Origin of the sequence: Halomonas sp. McD50-4, from assembly GCF_022348135.1 — a bacterium.
GTDB classification, from domain to species: Bacteria; Pseudomonadota; Gammaproteobacteria; order Pseudomonadales; family Halomonadaceae; genus Vreelandella; species Vreelandella piezotolerans.
In genome coordinates this window covers 59,819-75,998 of record NZ_JAKRFG010000014.1, presented here as the reverse complement: position 1 = coordinate 75,998, position 16,180 = coordinate 59,819, and the positions used below count along the sequence as shown (strand labels likewise).

At 58.6% G+C, this 16,180-nt stretch carries 16 protein-coding genes; 7 read left to right on the top strand and 9 right to left on the bottom strand.

What is annotated here, in order from left to right:
* Positions 1-19 precede the first annotated feature (19 nt).
* Positions 20-631 carry a LysE family transporter gene (locus MHM85_RS15555; protein ID WP_153842700.1) on the top strand — a complete coding sequence of 204 codons (612 nt, stop codon included), beginning with the start codon at positions 20-22 and terminating at the stop codon, positions 629-631.
* On the opposite strand, the gene MHM85_RS15550 is transcribed toward MHM85_RS15555, so the two are convergent.
* From MHM85_RS15550 to trpB, 3 genes are all read right to left on the bottom strand, one after another.
* Positions 615-935, bottom strand: coding sequence for a hypothetical protein (locus MHM85_RS15550; RefSeq protein ID WP_139526711.1), 321 nt, complete (start codon positions 933-935; stop codon positions 615-617). The genes MHM85_RS15555 and MHM85_RS15550 overlap by 17 nt on opposite strands.
* Before the next feature lie 162 nt (positions 936-1,097).
* Complete coding sequence (gene trpA / locus MHM85_RS15545; RefSeq protein ID WP_153842699.1) at positions 1,098-1,946, bottom strand: tryptophan synthase subunit alpha; 849 nt, start codon at positions 1,944-1,946, stop codon at positions 1,098-1,100.
* Positions 1,947-1,966: 20 nt separating this feature from the next.
* The gene (gene trpB / locus MHM85_RS15540; protein ID WP_239286403.1) at positions 1,967-3,184 is read right to left on the bottom strand and encodes a tryptophan synthase subunit beta; all 1,218 of its coding nucleotides are present in this window, start codon (positions 3,182-3,184) and stop codon (positions 1,967-1,969) included.
* 122 nt (positions 3,185-3,306) lie between these two features.
* On the opposite strand from trpB, the gene MHM85_RS15535 reads away from it, so the two are divergent.
* Complete coding sequence (locus tag MHM85_RS15535; RefSeq protein WP_219861370.1) at positions 3,307-4,197, top strand: LysR family transcriptional regulator; 891 nt, start codon at positions 3,307-3,309, stop codon at positions 4,195-4,197.
* On the opposite strand, the gene MHM85_RS15530 is transcribed toward MHM85_RS15535, so the two are convergent.
* Genes MHM85_RS15530 through MHM85_RS15520 form a run of 3 tightly spaced genes read right to left on the bottom strand, consistent with a single transcriptional unit; the run spans position 4,194 to position 6,948 of the window.
* Positions 4,194-4,592, bottom strand: coding sequence for a VOC family protein (locus MHM85_RS15530; RefSeq protein WP_139526703.1), 399 nt, complete (start codon positions 4,590-4,592; stop codon positions 4,194-4,196). The two genes, MHM85_RS15535 and MHM85_RS15530, sit on opposite strands and share 4 nt — an antisense overlap.
* A 35-nt stretch (positions 4,593-4,627) precedes the next feature.
* Positions 4,628-5,317, bottom strand: a complete 690-nt coding sequence (locus MHM85_RS15525; protein ID WP_044628427.1) for a VIT family protein — start codon at positions 5,315-5,317, stop codon at positions 4,628-4,630.
* Between the two features lie 53 nt (positions 5,318-5,370).
* Positions 5,371-6,948: a PQQ-dependent sugar dehydrogenase gene (locus MHM85_RS15520; RefSeq protein ID WP_239286402.1), complete on the bottom strand. Its 1,578-nt coding sequence runs from the start codon at positions 6,946-6,948 to the stop codon at positions 5,371-5,373.
* A 199-nt stretch (positions 6,949-7,147) separates the two neighbouring features.
* Between MHM85_RS15520 and MHM85_RS15515 the strand changes: the two genes are divergently transcribed.
* The 5 genes from MHM85_RS15515 (at position 7,148) to MHM85_RS15495 (ending at position 13,741) form a co-directional block, all read left to right on the top strand.
* On the top strand, positions 7,148-8,092 hold the full coding sequence (locus tag MHM85_RS15515) for a glycerophosphodiester phosphodiesterase family protein (RefSeq protein ID WP_153842695.1): 945 nt from the start codon (positions 7,148-7,150) through the stop codon (positions 8,090-8,092).
* Positions 8,093-8,357: 265 nt separating this feature from the next.
* The gene (locus MHM85_RS15510) at positions 8,358-8,825 is read left to right on the top strand and encodes a hypothetical protein (RefSeq protein WP_218013974.1); all 468 of its coding nucleotides are present in this window, start codon (positions 8,358-8,360) and stop codon (positions 8,823-8,825) included.
* Complete coding sequence (locus MHM85_RS15505) at positions 8,806-10,005, top strand: porin (RefSeq protein WP_239286401.1); 1,200 nt, start codon at positions 8,806-8,808, stop codon at positions 10,003-10,005. Before MHM85_RS15510 ends, MHM85_RS15505 begins: the two co-directional genes overlap by 20 nt.
* A 28-nt stretch (positions 10,006-10,033) precedes the next feature.
* On the top strand, positions 10,034-12,892 hold the full coding sequence (locus tag MHM85_RS15500; RefSeq protein ID WP_153842693.1) for an EAL domain-containing protein: 2,859 nt from the start codon (positions 10,034-10,036) through the stop codon (positions 12,890-12,892).
* A 30-nt stretch (positions 12,893-12,922) separates the two neighbouring features.
* Complete coding sequence (locus MHM85_RS15495) at positions 12,923-13,741, top strand: PEP-CTERM/exosortase system-associated acyltransferase (RefSeq protein ID WP_231125564.1); 819 nt, start codon at positions 12,923-12,925, stop codon at positions 13,739-13,741.
* On the opposite strand, the gene MHM85_RS15490 is transcribed toward MHM85_RS15495, so the two are convergent.
* Genes MHM85_RS15490 through MHM85_RS15480 form a run of 3 tightly spaced genes read right to left on the bottom strand, consistent with a single transcriptional unit; the run spans position 13,738 to position 16,099 of the window.
* Positions 13,738-14,391, bottom strand: a complete 654-nt coding sequence (locus MHM85_RS15490) for a hypothetical protein (protein ID WP_153842691.1) — start codon at positions 14,389-14,391, stop codon at positions 13,738-13,740. The genes MHM85_RS15495 and MHM85_RS15490 overlap by 4 nt on opposite strands.
* Before the next feature lie 10 nt (positions 14,392-14,401).
* Positions 14,402-15,133, bottom strand: a complete 732-nt coding sequence (nfsA, locus tag MHM85_RS15485; protein WP_139526687.1) for an oxygen-insensitive NADPH nitroreductase — start codon at positions 15,131-15,133, stop codon at positions 14,402-14,404.
* A 36-nt stretch (positions 15,134-15,169) separates the two neighbouring features.
* Positions 15,170-16,099, bottom strand: coding sequence for a formate/nitrite transporter family protein (locus MHM85_RS15480; RefSeq protein WP_044628422.1), 930 nt, complete (start codon positions 16,097-16,099; stop codon positions 15,170-15,172).
* Between the last annotated feature and the right edge of the window lie 81 nt (positions 16,100-16,180).

Below are 16,180 nucleotides of genomic sequence, written 5' to 3'. Positions count from 1 at the left end.
TCCACCTAGAGGTTTTCTCATGTTAGCAATCGTCGCCTATGCCCTGGGCGTCATGTACACGCCTGGGCCTGTGAATCTGTTGGGGTTGAATGTCGGTATCAACGGGCAGGGTAAAACCTCGCTGGGGTTTTGCCTGGGCGTGGGGCTGGCCATGCTGCTGTACTTGCTGGTGTTGGGGTGGGCGGGAGCCGCCTGGATATCTCAAGACTCCCTGGTGCTGCTCAGCGCGCTCGGCTGCGCTTATATCCTTTATCTGGCCTACAAGGTGGCCCGCGCCAATGCCACCCTGGATACCCACGCCCCGGCACCACGCATGCTCAGTTTTCGTGATGGCCTGATGATGCAGTTACTCAACCCCAAAGCCATGGTCGCGACACTGCCTATCGCGACGCTGCAGTTTCCTGCCGAGGGTATTCAGGGCATGAGCCTGTTTATCTGGGCACTAGGGCTGGCCGCTCTGGCGGCAGGCGCCCCCGGCAGCTATGTGGTGATCGGCAGCTTGCTTGGCCAGCGCGTCAGACAGCCAATGTTTATCAAAGGGTTTAACTGGATAATGGCAGGATTGCTGGTGGCTGTATCATTATCGATTGGCTACGAGCATGTATGGCTGGTGGTTACTGCCCAAAACTAATCCCCAAGCGCAGCGCTTGCAGGCTATCGAGCTGTAACGTGACGTCATCAGAGAACAGCGGGTGGCCTTGTAATTGCACATTGACTGCTGCCTGGGAGCCACGGTAGCTAAGCGTCACGGCAATGTTGGCGCTGTCGCTCACCGGGGCCAGCCAATCGTACTCGACGTCATCCACGCTCACCGATGACAGCCCACGGGCTTCTAGCTGCTGCTCGACTTCCTTCTCGATCACCACGCCGTAGTAGAAATAGAGTCCTGCGTAGCCCAACCCCAGCAGTACCAGCAACGAAAAGAGCTTGCCCATAATTTTCCTCTGTTTGAGTACACGTGACGTTATCCCGCCGTCAAACGTGGATGATGCCTGTTTTCTAGAAACAACGGCAAGTCGGGCGTGGTGGATTCAGTAAAACACAGAGCGGGCCATCATGGCCCGCTCTGTGTTTTTGATAGCGCTTTCCCACTTCCTTCAGGCTGGCAAACTGGCATGTTCCTGCTGGGCTTCTCGGCAGCCTCTCACACTCTCCGCCAGCGCTTTGACGAGCCCATGCACCCGCGACACGGCGTCATCGCCGCTGCTGGCGTGTTCGATGCAATCTACCAGCGCGGAGCCCACGACCACGGCGTCGCTGAAGCGGCCAATGGTGGCGGCCTGTTCGGCGGTGCGAATGCCGAAGCCCACGGCAATGGGTAGCGGCGTGTGTTCGCGCAGCTGGTGCACGGCGCTTTCCAGACGCTCGGGTGTGGGGGCACTGCCGCCCGTCACACCCGCCACGGAAACGTAGTAGATGAACCCGGAAGCGTTGGCCAGCACCTTGGGTAGCCGCTTGGCATCGGTGGTGGGCGTGGCAAGGCGGATGAAATCGATGCCGTGCTTGGCGGCGGGCTGGCACAGCTCTTCGTCGTGCTCGGGAGGCAGGTCCACCACGATCAGCCCGTCTACTCCGGCCTGGGCGGCGTCACTGAGAAAACGCTCGACGCCGTAGCAGTAAATCGGGTTGTAGTAGCCCATCAGCACGATGGGAGTCGTGCCGTTTTGTTCACGGAACTGGCGCACCATGTCCAGCGTTTTGGCCTGGGTTTGGCCATTTTTCAGGGCGCGCAGGGCAGCCTTTTGAATGGCGGGGCCATCGGCCATGGGATCGCTGAACGGCATGCCGAGCTCTATGATGTCCACACCGGCCTCCGGCAGCCCGTGCAGCAGGCGGCGGGAGGTCTCGGCGTCCGGGTCGCCGGCGGTGAGGTAGCTGATCAGCGCGGGCCGGTTTTGCTCTTTGAGCGCGGCAAAGCAGTCGTCGAGTCGAGAGGTACGGTTCATGGTGTTCTCCTGGGTCGCGCTCATGAATGTGTCATGCCGAAGCGGTCGCCTAAATGCTCGGCCACGCTGTTCATGTCCTTGTCGCCGCGTCCGCTGAGGTTGACCACCATCAGGTGCTCGCGGGGAAGTGTTGGCGCGCGCTTAGCCACTTCGGCCAGGGCGTGGGCGGTTTCCAGGGCGGGGATGATGCCCTCCTGGCGGCAGCAGATCTGGAAGGCTTCCAGCGCTTCGTCATCGGTGGCAGAGACGTACTCGACCCGCCCCTGTTCGTGCAGCCAGGCGTGTTCGGGGCCGATGCCGGGATAATCGAGCCCGGCGGAAATCGAGTGAGCGTCGATAATCTGGCCGTCTTCGTTTTGCAGCAGATAGGTGCGGTTGCCGTGTAGGACACCTGGCGTACCGCCGTTCAGGCTGGCGGCGTGCAGGCCGCTCTTGACCCCTTTGCCGCCCGCCTCTACGCCGACCATGTGCACGCTGTCATCGTTGATGAACGGGTAGAACAGGCCCATGGCATTGGAACCGCCGCCCACGCAGGCAATCAGTGAATCCGGCAGGCGGCCCTGCTTTTCGAGCATTTGGGCGCGGGTTTCGTGGCCAATCACCGCTTGGAAATCGCGCACCATCGCCGGGTACGGGTGCGGCCCTGCCACGGTGCCAATGATGTAGAAGGTGTCGTCGACGTTCGTGACCCAGTCGCGCAGCGCTTCGTTCATGGCGTCTTTCAGGGTGCCGGTGCCGGAAGTGACCGGCACGATCTCCGCGCCCAGCAGCTTCATGCGGAATACGTTGGGCTGCTGGCGCTCGATGTCGGTGGCGCCCATGTAAATCACGCAGGGCAACCCAAAGCGGGCGGCGACGGTGGCGGTGGCCACGCCGTGCATGCCTGCTCCGGTTTCCGCGATGATGCGCTTCTTGCCCATCTGCTTGGCCAGCAGTACCTGGCCAATGCAGTTGTTGATCTTGTGCGCGCCAGTGTGGTTCAGCTCTTCACGCTTGAGGTAAATGCTGGCACCGCCGAAGTGCTCGGTGAGGCGCTCGGCAAAGTAGAGCGGATTGGGGCGCCCTACATACTCGCCCTGGAAATAGGCGAGCTGGCGCTGAAACTCGGGGTCATTTTTTGCAGCGGCGTACTCGTCCTGCAGCTCGAGAATCAGCGGCATCAGGGTTTCCGCGACAAAGCGGCCGCCAAAGCTGCCAAACAACCCGTTGGCATCGGGCAAGGTTAAAGGTTGGTTCATCACGACCTCTGCGTTTTGGGTGCGATTTAGGGTTGTAATGACGTTAGCGCAGGCAGGCGGGAAGAAAAATCGATAAGATGGCAAGCACCTGTGAGTTTTACGCAACTGTTTCAGGAGACCCCATGCAACACAGCCTGCCGCCCTTGAGCGCCCTGCGCGCCTTTGAAGCTACTGCCCGGCTAGGCAGCGTGACCGCTGCTGCCGATGAGCTGAGCGTGACCCACGGCGCGGTAAGTCGCCAGCTAAAGAGCCTGGATGAGCATTTTGGCGTGGCGCTGTTCACCAAGTCCGGGCGCGGGTTGGTACTTACCCACCACGGCGAGCGGCTGCAAAGCGGCGTGGGCGAAGCCTTTGCAAAACTGAGGGATAGTTGCACGTTGCTCAAGCATGAGGTGGAAGAAGCGCCGTTTACCCTGGCCTGCCCCGGCAGTCTGCTGGCCCGCTGGCTGATTCCTCGTTTAGACCGCTTGAACCAAGCGCTGCCGGAGCTAAAACTTCAGGTGGTGGTGAGCGATGCCGAGCAGCCTGGGCAGCCGGAAACCAGTGTCACGCTGGCCTTTTTCGAACCGCCCTGGCCTGAAGAGGGTGAATTGATCACGCTGATGCCTGAGGAAATTTGCGCCGTCGCCAGCCCCCGCTTGGCTTGCGCTTGCCAAAACGCTGATCCGGCAACGCTATTTGCCAATAAGCTCCTTTATACCGCCTCGCGCCCCCAAGCGTGGCCCCAGTGGGCAGCCGCTCAAAAGTTGAATGGCAGCACCTTGGAAACGGCTCTGAAGAAGGGCCAAGGCTTCGCGCACCTTTATTACTTAATGGAAGCCGCCGTAGCGGGCTTGGGGGTAGCTATCGCCCCTAGGCTACTGGTGGAGGACGACCTAAATAGCGGCCGGCTAGTCGCCCCCTGGGGCAGCATCGAAACCCCGGCCAGACTTTGCCTATGGCTACCCAAACACACCAACGCCCGCCGCAGCGAAGCGCTGGTGGATTGGTTACTAAGGGAGTTGAAAGGTTAGAGCCCTACCCGGTGTGGGTAAACGACGAACGCCAGCTTGTTGCCATCGGGGTCGCGCACATAGGCGGCGTAGAAACCGTCGCCATACTGCGGTCGAAAGCCCGGTGCGCCTTCGTCGCTTCCGCCGCTTTCCAGGGCGAGGTGATGCAGCGTATCGACCTCTTTGATATCGGCGAATTGGAAAGCGGTCATGGTGCCATTGCCGACGGTGGCCTCGTGACCATCGAAGGGGTAGCCTACGAAGTATTGGGGCACGTTGACATCGTCCGGGTCACCAAATGAGACGCAACTATCATCTTGCCAACAAATATCCAGCCCCATGGCATTGAACAGCGGCGTATAGAACCGCAGAGCACGCGCGAGGTCTTTCGTTCCCACCATGGTATAGGCCAGCATGCGCGTTCTCCTTACAAGCGATGGACATATACAGGTTATGCCATAACGCCAAACAATCGGCCAATCAGCGATGTCAACGCCATGGCCAGCGCACCCCAAAACAGCACCCGTAAGGCGGCGGTACGCACTGGCGCACCGCCCACTTTGGCGGCCAGTGCACCCAACAGCGCCAGCGACGCCAATGACGCAATGGCAACGAGAGGTATCAGCAGCACTAAGGGTGCCCACCAAGCGACGAGTAGCGGTAGCAGCGCACCGAGGGTAAACATCACCGCCGATGAGAACGCTGCCTGCAATGGCCGCGCTTGGCTCACATCGGTAATGCCGATTTCATCCCGCGCATGTGCCCCCAAGGCATCTTTTTGCATCAGCTGCTCCGCGACTTGGTGGGCCAGCTCAGGCGTCAGGCCACGCTCGACATAGATGGCGGCCAGCTCCTCTTTTTCGTCATCGAAATGGTGCGCTAACGCCTTCCGCTCCATGGCCAAATCGGCCCGCTCAGTGTCCGATTGCGAACTGACTGAGACGTACTCCCCCGCCGCCATCGACATCGCCCCAGCGACTAACCCTGCCACCCCCGCCAGCAAAATATCGCTTTGTGCCGTAGCCGCTGCGGCTACCCCTAAAATCAAGCTGCTAGTCGACACAATGCCATCGTTGGCGCCTAGTACAGCGGCCCTTAACCAGCCCGACCGATGAGAGCGGTGATGTTCCTTATGAATCATGACATCTCCTGAGCAACCTACCTGTTAGCGCTTTCTTTATTCAGTTTAGTTGATTAACGGGGCACCACCCGCAGTAGTTGCCCATCTGGGCTGTCGGTGAGCAGATACACCGCCCCTTCGGGGCCGACCCGCACATCGCGAATTCGGGCATCGAGTTCACCGAACAGCCTCTCTACCTCTTCTGCGCCGCCGTCTTCACGCAGCCGCACCCTGCGGACCTCACGATTGACCAACGAACCGACGAGTAGATCGCCCTGCCATTCGGGAAACAGTTCACCTTGGTATAGCGCTAGACCGGAAGGCGCGATGGAGGGCGTCCATTCAAGCGCAGGTGGCAGCATGCCGGGGTACGCTTCAAACGGGGATACCCGAGCGCCGGTGTAATCTAGCCCACCAGTGGCAATAGGCCAGCCGTAGTTGCCTCCTGGGGTGATCACGTTTAACTCATCGCCGCCTCGTGGGCCGTGCTCGTGGGCGATGAGACGTTGATTGGCGTTATCGAAGACCAGCCCCTGCACGTTGCGGTGGCCAATGCTGTAAAGCGCTGGCAGTGCGTTGGCATCTGCGATGAAGGGGTTATCGCTTGGAGCGCTGCCATCAGGATTCAGGCGCACAATCCCGCCAATATGGCTGGTCGTTCGCTGCGCTTCTTCGCGGTTATCAAATCCATCGCCTAGGGTCATGATCAAGGTGCTATCCGCAAGCCACGCGAGGCGGCCGCCAAAGTGGGCATCGCCGCTTTTTGCTGGGTGTACGCGAAATATCTCTTCCACTTGCTCCAAGCGATTCTCCCCGAGCGTCGCTTTCGCCAAGCACGTGTGGTTAGCGCTAGCGGTGCCACAGGCATAGCTAAGATAGAGCTGCTGGTCTTGCTCGAATTGGGGTGATAACAGCACATCAAAAAGGCCCGATTGCCCAGAGGCATAAACGTCGGGAATACCCCCCAGCGACTCCACCAGTGTCTCGCCCTGCGCGCTTAACAGCCGAAGACGCCCAGGGCGCTCGATGACCAGCATATGCCCATCAGGTAACCATGCCAGCGACCACGGATGCGCCAAGCCCTCCGTTAAAATGTCTATTTGGTAGGTGCTTTGAGCAGGCTGAGCGTCTACCGAAGGTGCCACGGGCAGTAGTAACGCCCCTGCCATCACGGCTATGTTGGCCGCCCCTCGAGCGTTACTCCTGTCACGTGTGAGCACTGCCAACAGCCACCCCGCAAGCCCTGCCGTAGCCAGCATGGCTACCAACCCTAACGGCCCGCGAGTCGCCGCAATCAACGTGGGCATGGGCGCAAAGGCATTCGCCAGCCAAAAAGTGACCCACAGCCCGACCACGGCCACTAAGGCGTGAATCAGCGCGCGACACTTCCTCACCTTTCGGCGAACTATCAGCGCAGCAGCAACCTGTGACATGGCAAACCCAGGCAGCAGTACGGCTGCATAAAGGGGGGCAAAGTGGATGAGATCTTTCCCGGTAGTCGATGCTCTTACGCTAAACGGGATAGCCACGCCTAACGCTTGTAGTGCTGCCAGATTGATCTGAGTCTGCACCACGCTCCCCAGGATAACGCCTGCTAACAAAGCGATGACAAAACGCAGAACTCGCGCTCCGACGCTGAGCGGTTGGGTCATAACGCACCTCTATAGTGGTTCTTTTTGATAACGCTATCCAGCAGACTAAAACATTCGGCGATGCTTGGTCGCTTTTACGTTTTCCGTTACTGATTCAACGGTCAGTGCACTATTCCCAACGACGCTGCGTGCGTTTGTCATGTGGCGAGGTTAAGGTCGTTACATGACCTTCGTTATGACTCGTTTTCAAGGAGTGTTCATGTCGCGCTATTCCCTGATGACTGCTCTGTTGATGACTCCGATGGTGATCACGGGCATTGCTACCGCTGCTACGGCGGCAAACGATACGCCGTTGAAACAGCAGCGTGAGGATTTAACTAGTTTCCAGGTGATTGCCCACCGCGGCGCAAGCGGCCACGCACCGGAAAGTACGTTAGCGGCCTACGAACTCGCCCACCGTTGGGGCGTAGACTATTTAGAGTTGGACGCGCAGCTCAGCGCCGATGGCGAGGTGGTGCTGTTTCACGATGACACCCTCGAGCGTACCAGCGACGGCGAAGGCCATATTCACGATTACACCTTGGCCGAGTTAAAAACGCTGGATACGGGGACATGGTTCCACGAGGCCCACCCCGAGCGTACGGAAGAGGAGTATCGCGGCGCGCAAATCCTGACGCTGGACGAGCTGTTCGATCATTTCGGTCATACAACCCGCTATTACATCGAGACCAAATCCCCCGACCTCAACCCTGGCTTGGAAGAAGCCTTGGTCGAACGCCTGGAAGCCTACGACATGATCGAGCAAGGCCGTGTGCTGGTGCAGTCGTTCGACCAAGAGAGCCTGCTCAAAGTGCGTACGGCGAACCCCCATGTGCCGCTCATTCAACTGCTCTGGTACTCCCCAAGCGAGCAGGATAGCGCCACGTTGACCGAGTGGAACGACACCACGCCGGGGGCCGACAGCATCCGAGATGAGGATTTCGAGCGCATTGCCGAATACGCCGTGGGGATTGGCACCAATGCCGCCTACCGGGGCCACGAGGTCATCGATGCTGATTTTGTTCGTCAGGCGCAGACACATGGCCTGTCGGTTCACGTGTATACCATCAATGGGCAGGACGAGATGAAGCGGTTGATGGCGCTAGGCGTCGATGGCCTGTTTACCGATTATCCTGATCGCCTGCTGGAGCTCGTCAGCGAGTAAGCCAGGCTACCTACACCACCGTTGATACAGGCCAACGCACGCATGCGAAAGGTGATGTAAATTACCATGACACCCTGGTCAGTTTTTGCCATTGCGTGTCGCTTGCGTCGTTGAATACAGTCGATAAGCGTTTGGCTCTGGCTGCTCTTTTTTGGTCGTACGTCGCAAGGGGGACGCGTCATTTATTCATTCACAGCTAATGGGTGGGCACTCCCCACAGGAGGCATCACGCTGACGTTTGGCCAGCACGGACACCCCTTAGGTCATGCCGTCTAAGAGGCCGCGACGTACGCTGCTGAGCGCTTCACTGACAGCGCTCATAGCCATTGGCCTGCTTTTTACCCCCGCGTCAGCCCAGCCCAACGAATTACCGAACACGATCGTTTTGATTGCCCACCCGTCGGTGGGCACTGCCAACGTTAGCCGGGATACCGCGCGCGCCATGTTCGCCATGCGCCAGCGCACTTGGCCCAACGGACAGGCTGCGCAAGTGTACGTGCTACCCAATCGGGACCCGGTTCACGGTCGATTTAGCAAAGAGCAGTTGGGGGTCTATCCCCATCAACTACAGTTAGCATGGGACAGAATGGTATTTTCCGGCATGGGGCAAGCCCCTAACCGAGCACGCGACCAAGCCGACATGCGTCAGCAAGTCGCTAGCACACCCGGCGCGCTGGGTTACCTTGAAAGGGAGTACCTGGATGAGAGCGTCCGTGTCATTTCAATGGAGTGAACGTTCCCCACTCACGTCATGGCTGGCTGCGGGGCTGCTGACGCTGCTGCCCTTGGGCGCCCATGGTGACGACCACCCAAGCAATACGCTGCAGGTACATGGCTTTCTTAGCCAAGCGCTGGTGGTCACCGATGATAACGATTTTTTTGGTGCCAGTAGCGATCACGCAGGCAGCCTGGAGTTCACCGAGCTTGGGTTGAACGCGTCGTTTCGTCCTCACCGTAAGGTGCTGGTGGCCGCCCAACTGTTGAGCCGCCGCGCTGGCGGCGACACCGAGGATGCCGAGCCCACGCTGGATTACGGCGTCATCGACTATCAAATGAGCTCCAATACCTCACGCACGGTGGGCATTCAGCTAGGACGTTTCAAGAACCCTTTCGGACTCTACAACCAAACCCGCGACGTGGCGTTCACACGGCCCAGTATCTTACTGCCGCAATCTATCTATTTCGATCGCACCCGCGCCCTGGGCCTGGCCGCCGATGGCGTGAGCGTCTATTGGGAAGCCTACACTGACGCAGGCACGCTGCGTTTTCGCAGTGGGCTTGGCCGCCCGCAAACCGGCTCGACGCTCACGCGCCAGCTCTTCAATGGTGCGGCGCAGGATGTCTCGGCGGCAGAGCCTTCCGCGATTGCCCAACTGCTTTTCGAAGACCCTACCGGTCAGTGGGTCGCGGCGCTAAGTACCGCCACGGTGAACAGCGATACATCGCTTGGCGGACAGGCTGCCGATTTCGAGTTCCAGCCCTGGATCGCTTCGCTTCAGTACAACGATGAGTACTGGAGCCTGACCGCCGAGTACGCGCGTCGCCAACAGTCCCTCGACGGCGACTCCTTGCCGCGCACCTTCGATATCACCGGCGAGAGCTGGTACGTGCAATATCAGTACCGCTTTACGCCTACCTGGAGCGGGCTGGTCCGTTTCGATCGCTTGATCAACGACACTGACGACCGCTCGGGCCAGCGCTATCAGCAGGCAGGCCTTGGCCCGGCCCATTCACAGTTTGCCGACGACCTGACACTGGGCGTGCAGTGGACGCCCACGCCCAGGCTGATGTTGGCAGGCGAGTACCACGCGGTGGATGGCACTGGCTGGCTACCCAATCAAGACAATCCAGACGCCAACGCCACACGCCAACGCTGGAATATGCTGCTTTTTCAACTATCGCTGCGCTTCTAACCCATGGACCTGATCGGGAACTGCTGTGATGAGTCGGTTTTCTTCTTTACCAGCACGTCATCGGTTTAGCCTCGCTTGGCGGGTCACCGCGCTTAGCAGCCTTCTGTTGCTGACGTTGGTGGCACTGCTCATTTGGCTTGGGCATCACCACCTGACCCAACAGTTTGCCAATAGCCGCGTGGCCCATCACGAGCGCCAGCAGCGCGAGATACGCCTTGCCCTTCAACGCTCTGCTGATAACTTACGCCAGTTGGCGGGGCTCACTGCTTCGGCAGCCCCCCTCGGCGAGGCACTGTCCATCGGCGATGTTACCGCCATCGATGACGCGCTACGCGATCAGTGGCCACCGCTGCAATTGGAGGCGGGTGTGGACGAGGTCTTTGTGTTCGACCCATTGGGACGGTTGCTCGGCCACTCCGGTGGCAACCACCCCCCGTTAGATATACCCGTCGAGGGCTGGGTCGACGAGGTGCTGTCAAGCGAGGCCCCGATGACCACGCTGCGCTGCGGGCTGACCTGTCAGCAGTTCGCCGCCGTGCCTATTTTATTGGCAGGCAGCAGCATTGGCATGGTGGTGCTGTCTCGTTCGCTGGCTGACGTGACCCGGGAAGCCAGGGAAGTTTCTGGTAGTGAGGTTGCCCTACTAGTGGCGGGCTACACCGGCACGAACCGCTTAGAGGCGAGCCGCCAACTGTCGGAGTGGAATGGCCACTTGGTTGCCCTTACCAGCCGCGAGACGACGCTGCCTCTGCTGGAACGCGCGGCGCGCTCGGCGCCCATTGCGGAACTGGCCAAACGGCCGCTCAACCTGTCTTACGCGCAGCGCGACTTAGAACTCAGCGCCGTATACATGGAGAACGATGCCGACTGGCGCAGCACCGGCTATTTTCTGCTGATTTCCGATGTGACGGCGCAGGTCGTCGCGATTCAGAAAGCCACCAATACGCTGCTGCTGCTCGGCGTAGCAGGCTGGCTGGCTGCTCAGCTGTTACTCCTCGCCATTCTACTGGGTCCCATGGCGCGCCTACGTCGAGTAGCCGCGCTGTTACCGGCGCTGGCCAGAAGGGACTTTACGGAAGTACGCGGCAAACTGCCTGCGCGCACGCCACGGCTCTCCAACGAAATCGATGTGGTTGAGCGCGCGACTCGCACGCTGGCGAACCAGTTAGCGAACTTGGAAGCCAGCGTGACCGAAAACAGCCGCCAGTTGGCCGAGCGTATCGACGAGCTGGCTCATGAGAGAGATTTCGTCAACAGTCTGCTAGATACCGCTCAGGTATTTATCGTGGTACACAGCCAGGAAGGGCGTATTCGGCGGGTCAACGACTACACCCGCGCCCGCTTGGCGCTGAAAGATAGCGAACTCATTGGCCGCTACTTTAGCGATATTTTCGATCAAGCCCGCCACACGGCGCTGCCGGGACGCTTCATGGCAAAAGATGCGTCGTTCGATTCCGCATCGTCCACGCCACGCCAGGAAGAGAAAACCCTACAAACCGCCGATAAACGCTGCTGCATCGTTGCGTGGTACCACTCCGTCCTGCCCGCTAGCCCCCGGGAAGAGGCGCTGTGCATTTCGGTAGGGTTGGACATTACCGAACGCAAAGCAGCCGAAGAGCGGCTGATTTGGTTAGCAGAACGCGACCCGCTCACGGAGCTGTTCAATCGCCGCTATTTTCAGGATGCCCTGCAAAATGCGCTGTTGCACAACGGCGAAGGCGCCATCTTGCTGCTGGATTTGGATCAATTCAAAGAGATCAACGAGCTCAGCGGCCACCACGTTGGCGATCATCTTCTGCGCGAGGTCGCCGAGACGCTGTTCTTGAACCTTGGCCAGCGCAGCATCATTGCACGCCTGGGTGGGGATGAGTTCGCGCTGCTGCTGGAAGGGGTCAGCAGCGAGCAGGCCATTAGCATGGCGGGGTATATTCATCAGCTGCTAAGCGGGATCGGTTTCCAATCGGCGGGCAGAAAGCACCATATCTCCGCCAGCATGGGCATTGCGCTCTTCCCACTTCACGGGCGCAACCCCGCCGATCTGCTGGCGAGCGCCGACATGGCGATGTACAAAGCCAAGGAGAGCACTCACCAGCGTTGGTATCTCCTATCCCAGGCCGAAAACGCAAAAGACGAGTTACAGGATCGCGTGTATTGGGTAGAGCAGTTGCATCACGCGCTGGAAAACGACAGCTTCGAACTGATGGTACAACCCATCGTGCGTTTGGCCGATCAAGATATCAAACATTATGAAGTACTGCTGCGTCTTCGCCATCCCGACGGCAACCTGATCGCTCCACAGCACTTCATTGCCATTGCCGAACAGAGTGGCTTGGTGGTGCCGCTGGACCGATGGGTCATCCAGCATAGCGTGCAAGCGCTTGGTACGCTGCAAGATCGCGGTATTTCCTTGGCGGTGAATCTGTCAGGGCAGTCGCTGCATGACCTGGAGCTAAAGCAGTATCTAACCGACGAGCTGCAGCGTAGTGGCGCTGACCCTCATCATTTGATTCTCGAAGTCACCGAAACCGCTGCGATCACCGACTTTTCGACCGCACGCAACGTGTTACAAACGGTGCGCGATTTAGGCTGCCGCACGGCATTGGACGATTTCGGTATTGGCTTTAGCAGCTTTCACTATTTGGGCCAGCTACCGGTGGATTACATCAAAATAGACGGCTCGTTCATTCGTAGCTTATTGATCAATCCCGATAGCCATACCATCGTGAAAGCCATAGCCGACATCGCCAAAGGGTTTGGCAAGCAAACCATTGCAGAGTTCGTCGACCAAGCGCCGCTACTGCCTATCCTACAAGGGTACGGTATTACATACGGGCAAGGCTTTCATGTAGGCAAGCCACTGCCCCTAGCGCAGCTACTGAGAGGATGAACGATGGGGATAACGACAATAAAACCCACCATGACGTCACCTGATACGCTTCAAGAGAGCACGTTTAGCCCAACGTTTTTCAATGACCACTTTACGTTGATCATTGCCCAGACCCCAGACGAACAATATCGAGCGTTTGCGCTGCGCCACGCGGTCTTCATCGAAGAACTCAACTATGCCATTGGTAATGAAAACACGCTGAACATCGAGTGCGACGCACACGATCAACACTCGCTGCTCTGCTTGCTTCACCATAACGCGACGGGTATCGACGTGGGCTGCGTCAGGGTCGTGTTGATCGAACCCGTCCGTGGTCGACCTTTATGTTCCCTACCGTTGGAAGCGTACTATCCTGCTCCTCTCTTCATGCCTGATACCCATCCACATGCCTTTTCTTCTGACAAAACGTGCGAAGTGTCGCGATTGGCCGTCCACCCCACCGTGCGGAAAAAACCGCTCTCGCGTCCTGAGCTTGCCTCTCAGGACTTCCCTTCGACTTCACCAACGGCTCAAACGCCTTACGAAAGCATCAAAGAGAGCCCGGCCTTGTTGAGTCTTAGCCTCTTTCTTGCCGCCACGGCCATGGTGGGGTTGAGCGGGCGCCACCATGTCTTTGCCATGTTGGAGCCTCGCTTTAGCCGTTTATTGAAAGCGTCCGGACTGCATTTTCAACAAGTAGGTGGGGTGATCAATTATTGCGGCAGCCGAGCGCCCTACTACATCGACCAGCGGGTAGCGGAGGCGCATCTTCCCAAGCGCATCGTCCCGCTGTACCACACCATCAAAACGCAGCTGGCTGTGCAGCTTTTGGCATCGTTCTGCCCCGCTGCCGATAGACGTTTCCCCTAAACGGCAGGCGTCATGGAGGACGACGTCGAAACGCTAGTGGGCGAGATGCTGGCAAACTTATCGACAAAATACACGAGCGTTTCAGGATGCCGAAAACGGCGCTCGAAGGTTTCCTGTCGATGCTCATCGTCCGTTTGGTAGCGACGCGTCACGTTGGCCAGGTAGTCGTTGCCAGCTTTGACGACGTTAACGCTATTTTCATGCCCCGGCTCCCGGTACACCAGCGTGACTTTCGACTGCTGCTCCAACAGCGTCGCCAGCCGCTTGGCCGCATCACGCTCTTCGTCGGTGGCCCATAACGGCTGGTCGCGGTTACCGTAGTGGTAGAGGAGGACCGCCAGCAGAACAGCGAAAATGCTGCTGGTCAGCATCCAAGTCAACAGTACGCCCGATACCGGCATGGTCAGCATGATGACAAGCTGAATCACGCTACCGACCAACAAGACCGCTGCCAGCGGCCGCCACATGCGTTGGCTCATCATGGCGCGATTCAAGATGTATCCCCACAGCCCCACCACGCCTAGCGCTCCGAAGAATAAGTGCGCCATGGCCAGCGGCGTTCCCCCGCCGGCAAAGATCGCCACGACGCCCATGACGGGTAACAGGCTATAAAGCCCGGCCAGTAGCACATAGGCACGCTGTAGAGACATAGAGGACTCCTTATTTCATGGTAAAGCCGCGTTTCACCAAGAAGTCACGCATATGGGGGCGCAGCTTGCTATCGAATAGAGGGGTTAGGTTGTGCGACCAATCACTGTTTTTATTACCGCTACTACGCGATTGATAGTACGCCTGCATGGTGTCGTCAAAGGCGGCTACATGATCGCTATCCTCAGTGTAGTAGTCCTCTTTCAGAATCGCTTCAACGGGCAGACGCGGCTTCACTTCCGGCTGATGCGCTGGGTAGCCCAGGCACATGCCGAACACGGGATACACATGGGCTGGCAGGCGCAATAGTTCACTAACGGCTTCCGGGTTATTGCGAATGCCACCGATATAGCAAATGCCCAAGCCCTCGGACTCCGCTGCCACGGCCACGTTCTGCGCCATCAGCGCCGTATCCACGGTGGCCACTAAGAGCTGTTCGGTCATACCGCGTTCGACGTTGGCACCGGTGCGCGCAGACGCTTCCGTAGGTCGCTTCATATCGGCACAGAAAACCAAAAACGCCGCGCTGCTGGCTACGTAGCCTTGGCCTCCGGCCAGCTCCGCGATGGCTTCTCGATTGGCGGCATCTTTCACATGGATCACCGTATAGGCCTGTACATGGCTCGACGTTGCCGCCGCTTGGCCCGCTTGAATCAGTTCACGCAGCAGGCCTTGGGGGATCGCTTGATCGGTGAATTTACGAATCGAACGGTGGGCGTTCAGTAGCTTGATGACATCATTCATACCAGTTGCCTCCTGAGTAATCGTCTATTGAGAAAGTTAGCGCTGGCGACGGTTGAACAGGCCCTGCTTACACTCTCGCTGCGCCTCGACGTCGCCGCGAATCTGCGCATGGCTGATCAGCGCAAAAATGAAGGTACCGCCAATGACGTTACCAGCCAGCGTCGGTAGCGCGAACCCGACGACCGCGTCGGACCATGTAATATGGCCATCGAACACCAAATACAGCGCTTCGCTGGTGCCGACGATGATGTGGGTGAATTCACCAATCGCCATGACATAGGTCACGATGATGATCATCCACACTTTGGCTTGATCGGCAGCGGGAATCAGCCATACCAGGGTCGCAATCATCCAACCAGCGAGAATCCCTTTAGAGAACATTTCCATGGGCGTGTTGGCCATCATGTGCTCTCCTAGCGCGATGAACGCCTGGTGCGTCGCTTCGTCGAACATCGGCATGTGCAAAAAAGTAAACGAGGAGAGCGCCGCCCCCATCAGGTTGCCTACCAATACCACGCCCCATAGCCTGCCCAATGCTCCCAGATTGGGTAACGTGGGTCGGCTCATCACAGGCAGAACGGCGGTGACCGTGTTTTCGGTAAATAACTGTTGGCGGGCCAAAATGACGACGATGAAGCCCACGGTATAGCCTAAACACTCGACTAAGAAGCCAATATCGGTTTGCGGCAGATGGGCATGCAGTACGCCACGTGCCACCATGGAGAAACTCATCGAAATCCCCGCCGCAATGGCTGACCATAGCAACGCCATGGAGTCTCTCGAGAGCTCTTTTTGCCCTTCTAAGCGTAAATGCTGATGCACCACGGCCGCTCTTGAAGGCAAATTCGCTTCTCGTGTTTCCTGCTGAGTACCGGACGCCTGGGAGGTGGGTTCGCGCTGGCCGGTCGCCTCACGACCCTGATCCCCCCCTTCAAAATTATCATCCGCTTGATGTTGTTGGTTCATACCGGCTCTCTCCCTGGTGAGGTTTCAGCGTAACGCTATTGTCTAAGATTGGGTAGCTACTCGAGCGGGTTAACGTACGGT

Excerpts from the sequence above, each read along its gene's own strand:
- trpB (WP_239286403.1), bottom strand. The coding sequence starts at position 3,184 with ATGAACCAACCTTTAACCTTGCCCGATGCCAACGGGTTGTTTGGCAGC.
- MHM85_RS15510 (WP_218013974.1), top strand. The coding sequence starts at position 8,358 with ATGCCGTCTAAGAGGCCGCGACGTACGCTGCTGAGCGCTTCACTGACA.
- MHM85_RS15480 (WP_044628422.1), bottom strand. The coding sequence starts at position 16,099 with ATGAACCAACAACATCAAGCGGATGATAATTTTGAAGGGGGGGATCAG.
- MHM85_RS15520 (WP_239286402.1), bottom strand. The coding sequence starts at position 6,948 with ATGACCCAACCGCTCAGCGTCGGAGCGCGAGTTCTGCGTTTTGTCATC.
- MHM85_RS15515 (WP_153842695.1), top strand. The coding sequence starts at position 7,148 with ATGTCGCGCTATTCCCTGATGACTGCTCTGTTGATGACTCCGATGGTG.
- MHM85_RS15495 (WP_231125564.1), top strand. The coding sequence starts at position 12,923 with ATGACGTCACCTGATACGCTTCAAGAGAGCACGTTTAGCCCAACGTTT.
- MHM85_RS15500 (WP_153842693.1), top strand. The coding sequence starts at position 10,034 with ATGAGTCGGTTTTCTTCTTTACCAGCACGTCATCGGTTTAGCCTCGCT.
- MHM85_RS15535 (WP_219861370.1), top strand. The coding sequence starts at position 3,307 with ATGCAACACAGCCTGCCGCCCTTGAGCGCCCTGCGCGCCTTTGAAGCT.
- MHM85_RS15555 (WP_153842700.1), top strand. The coding sequence starts at position 20 with ATGTTAGCAATCGTCGCCTATGCCCTGGGCGTCATGTACACGCCTGGG.
- MHM85_RS15525 (WP_044628427.1), bottom strand. The coding sequence starts at position 5,317 with ATGATTCATAAGGAACATCACCGCTCTCATCGGTCGGGCTGGTTAAGG.
- MHM85_RS15490 (WP_153842691.1), bottom strand. The coding sequence starts at position 14,391 with ATGTCTCTACAGCGTGCCTATGTGCTACTGGCCGGGCTTTATAGCCTG.
- MHM85_RS15550 (WP_139526711.1), bottom strand. The coding sequence starts at position 935 with ATGGGCAAGCTCTTTTCGTTGCTGGTACTGCTGGGGTTGGGCTACGCA.
- nfsA (WP_139526687.1), bottom strand. The coding sequence starts at position 15,133 with ATGAATGATGTCATCAAGCTACTGAACGCCCACCGTTCGATTCGTAAA.
- trpA (WP_153842699.1), bottom strand. The coding sequence starts at position 1,946 with ATGAACCGTACCTCTCGACTCGACGACTGCTTTGCCGCGCTCAAAGAG.
- MHM85_RS15530 (WP_139526703.1), bottom strand. The coding sequence starts at position 4,592 with ATGCTGGCCTATACCATGGTGGGAACGAAAGACCTCGCGCGTGCTCTG.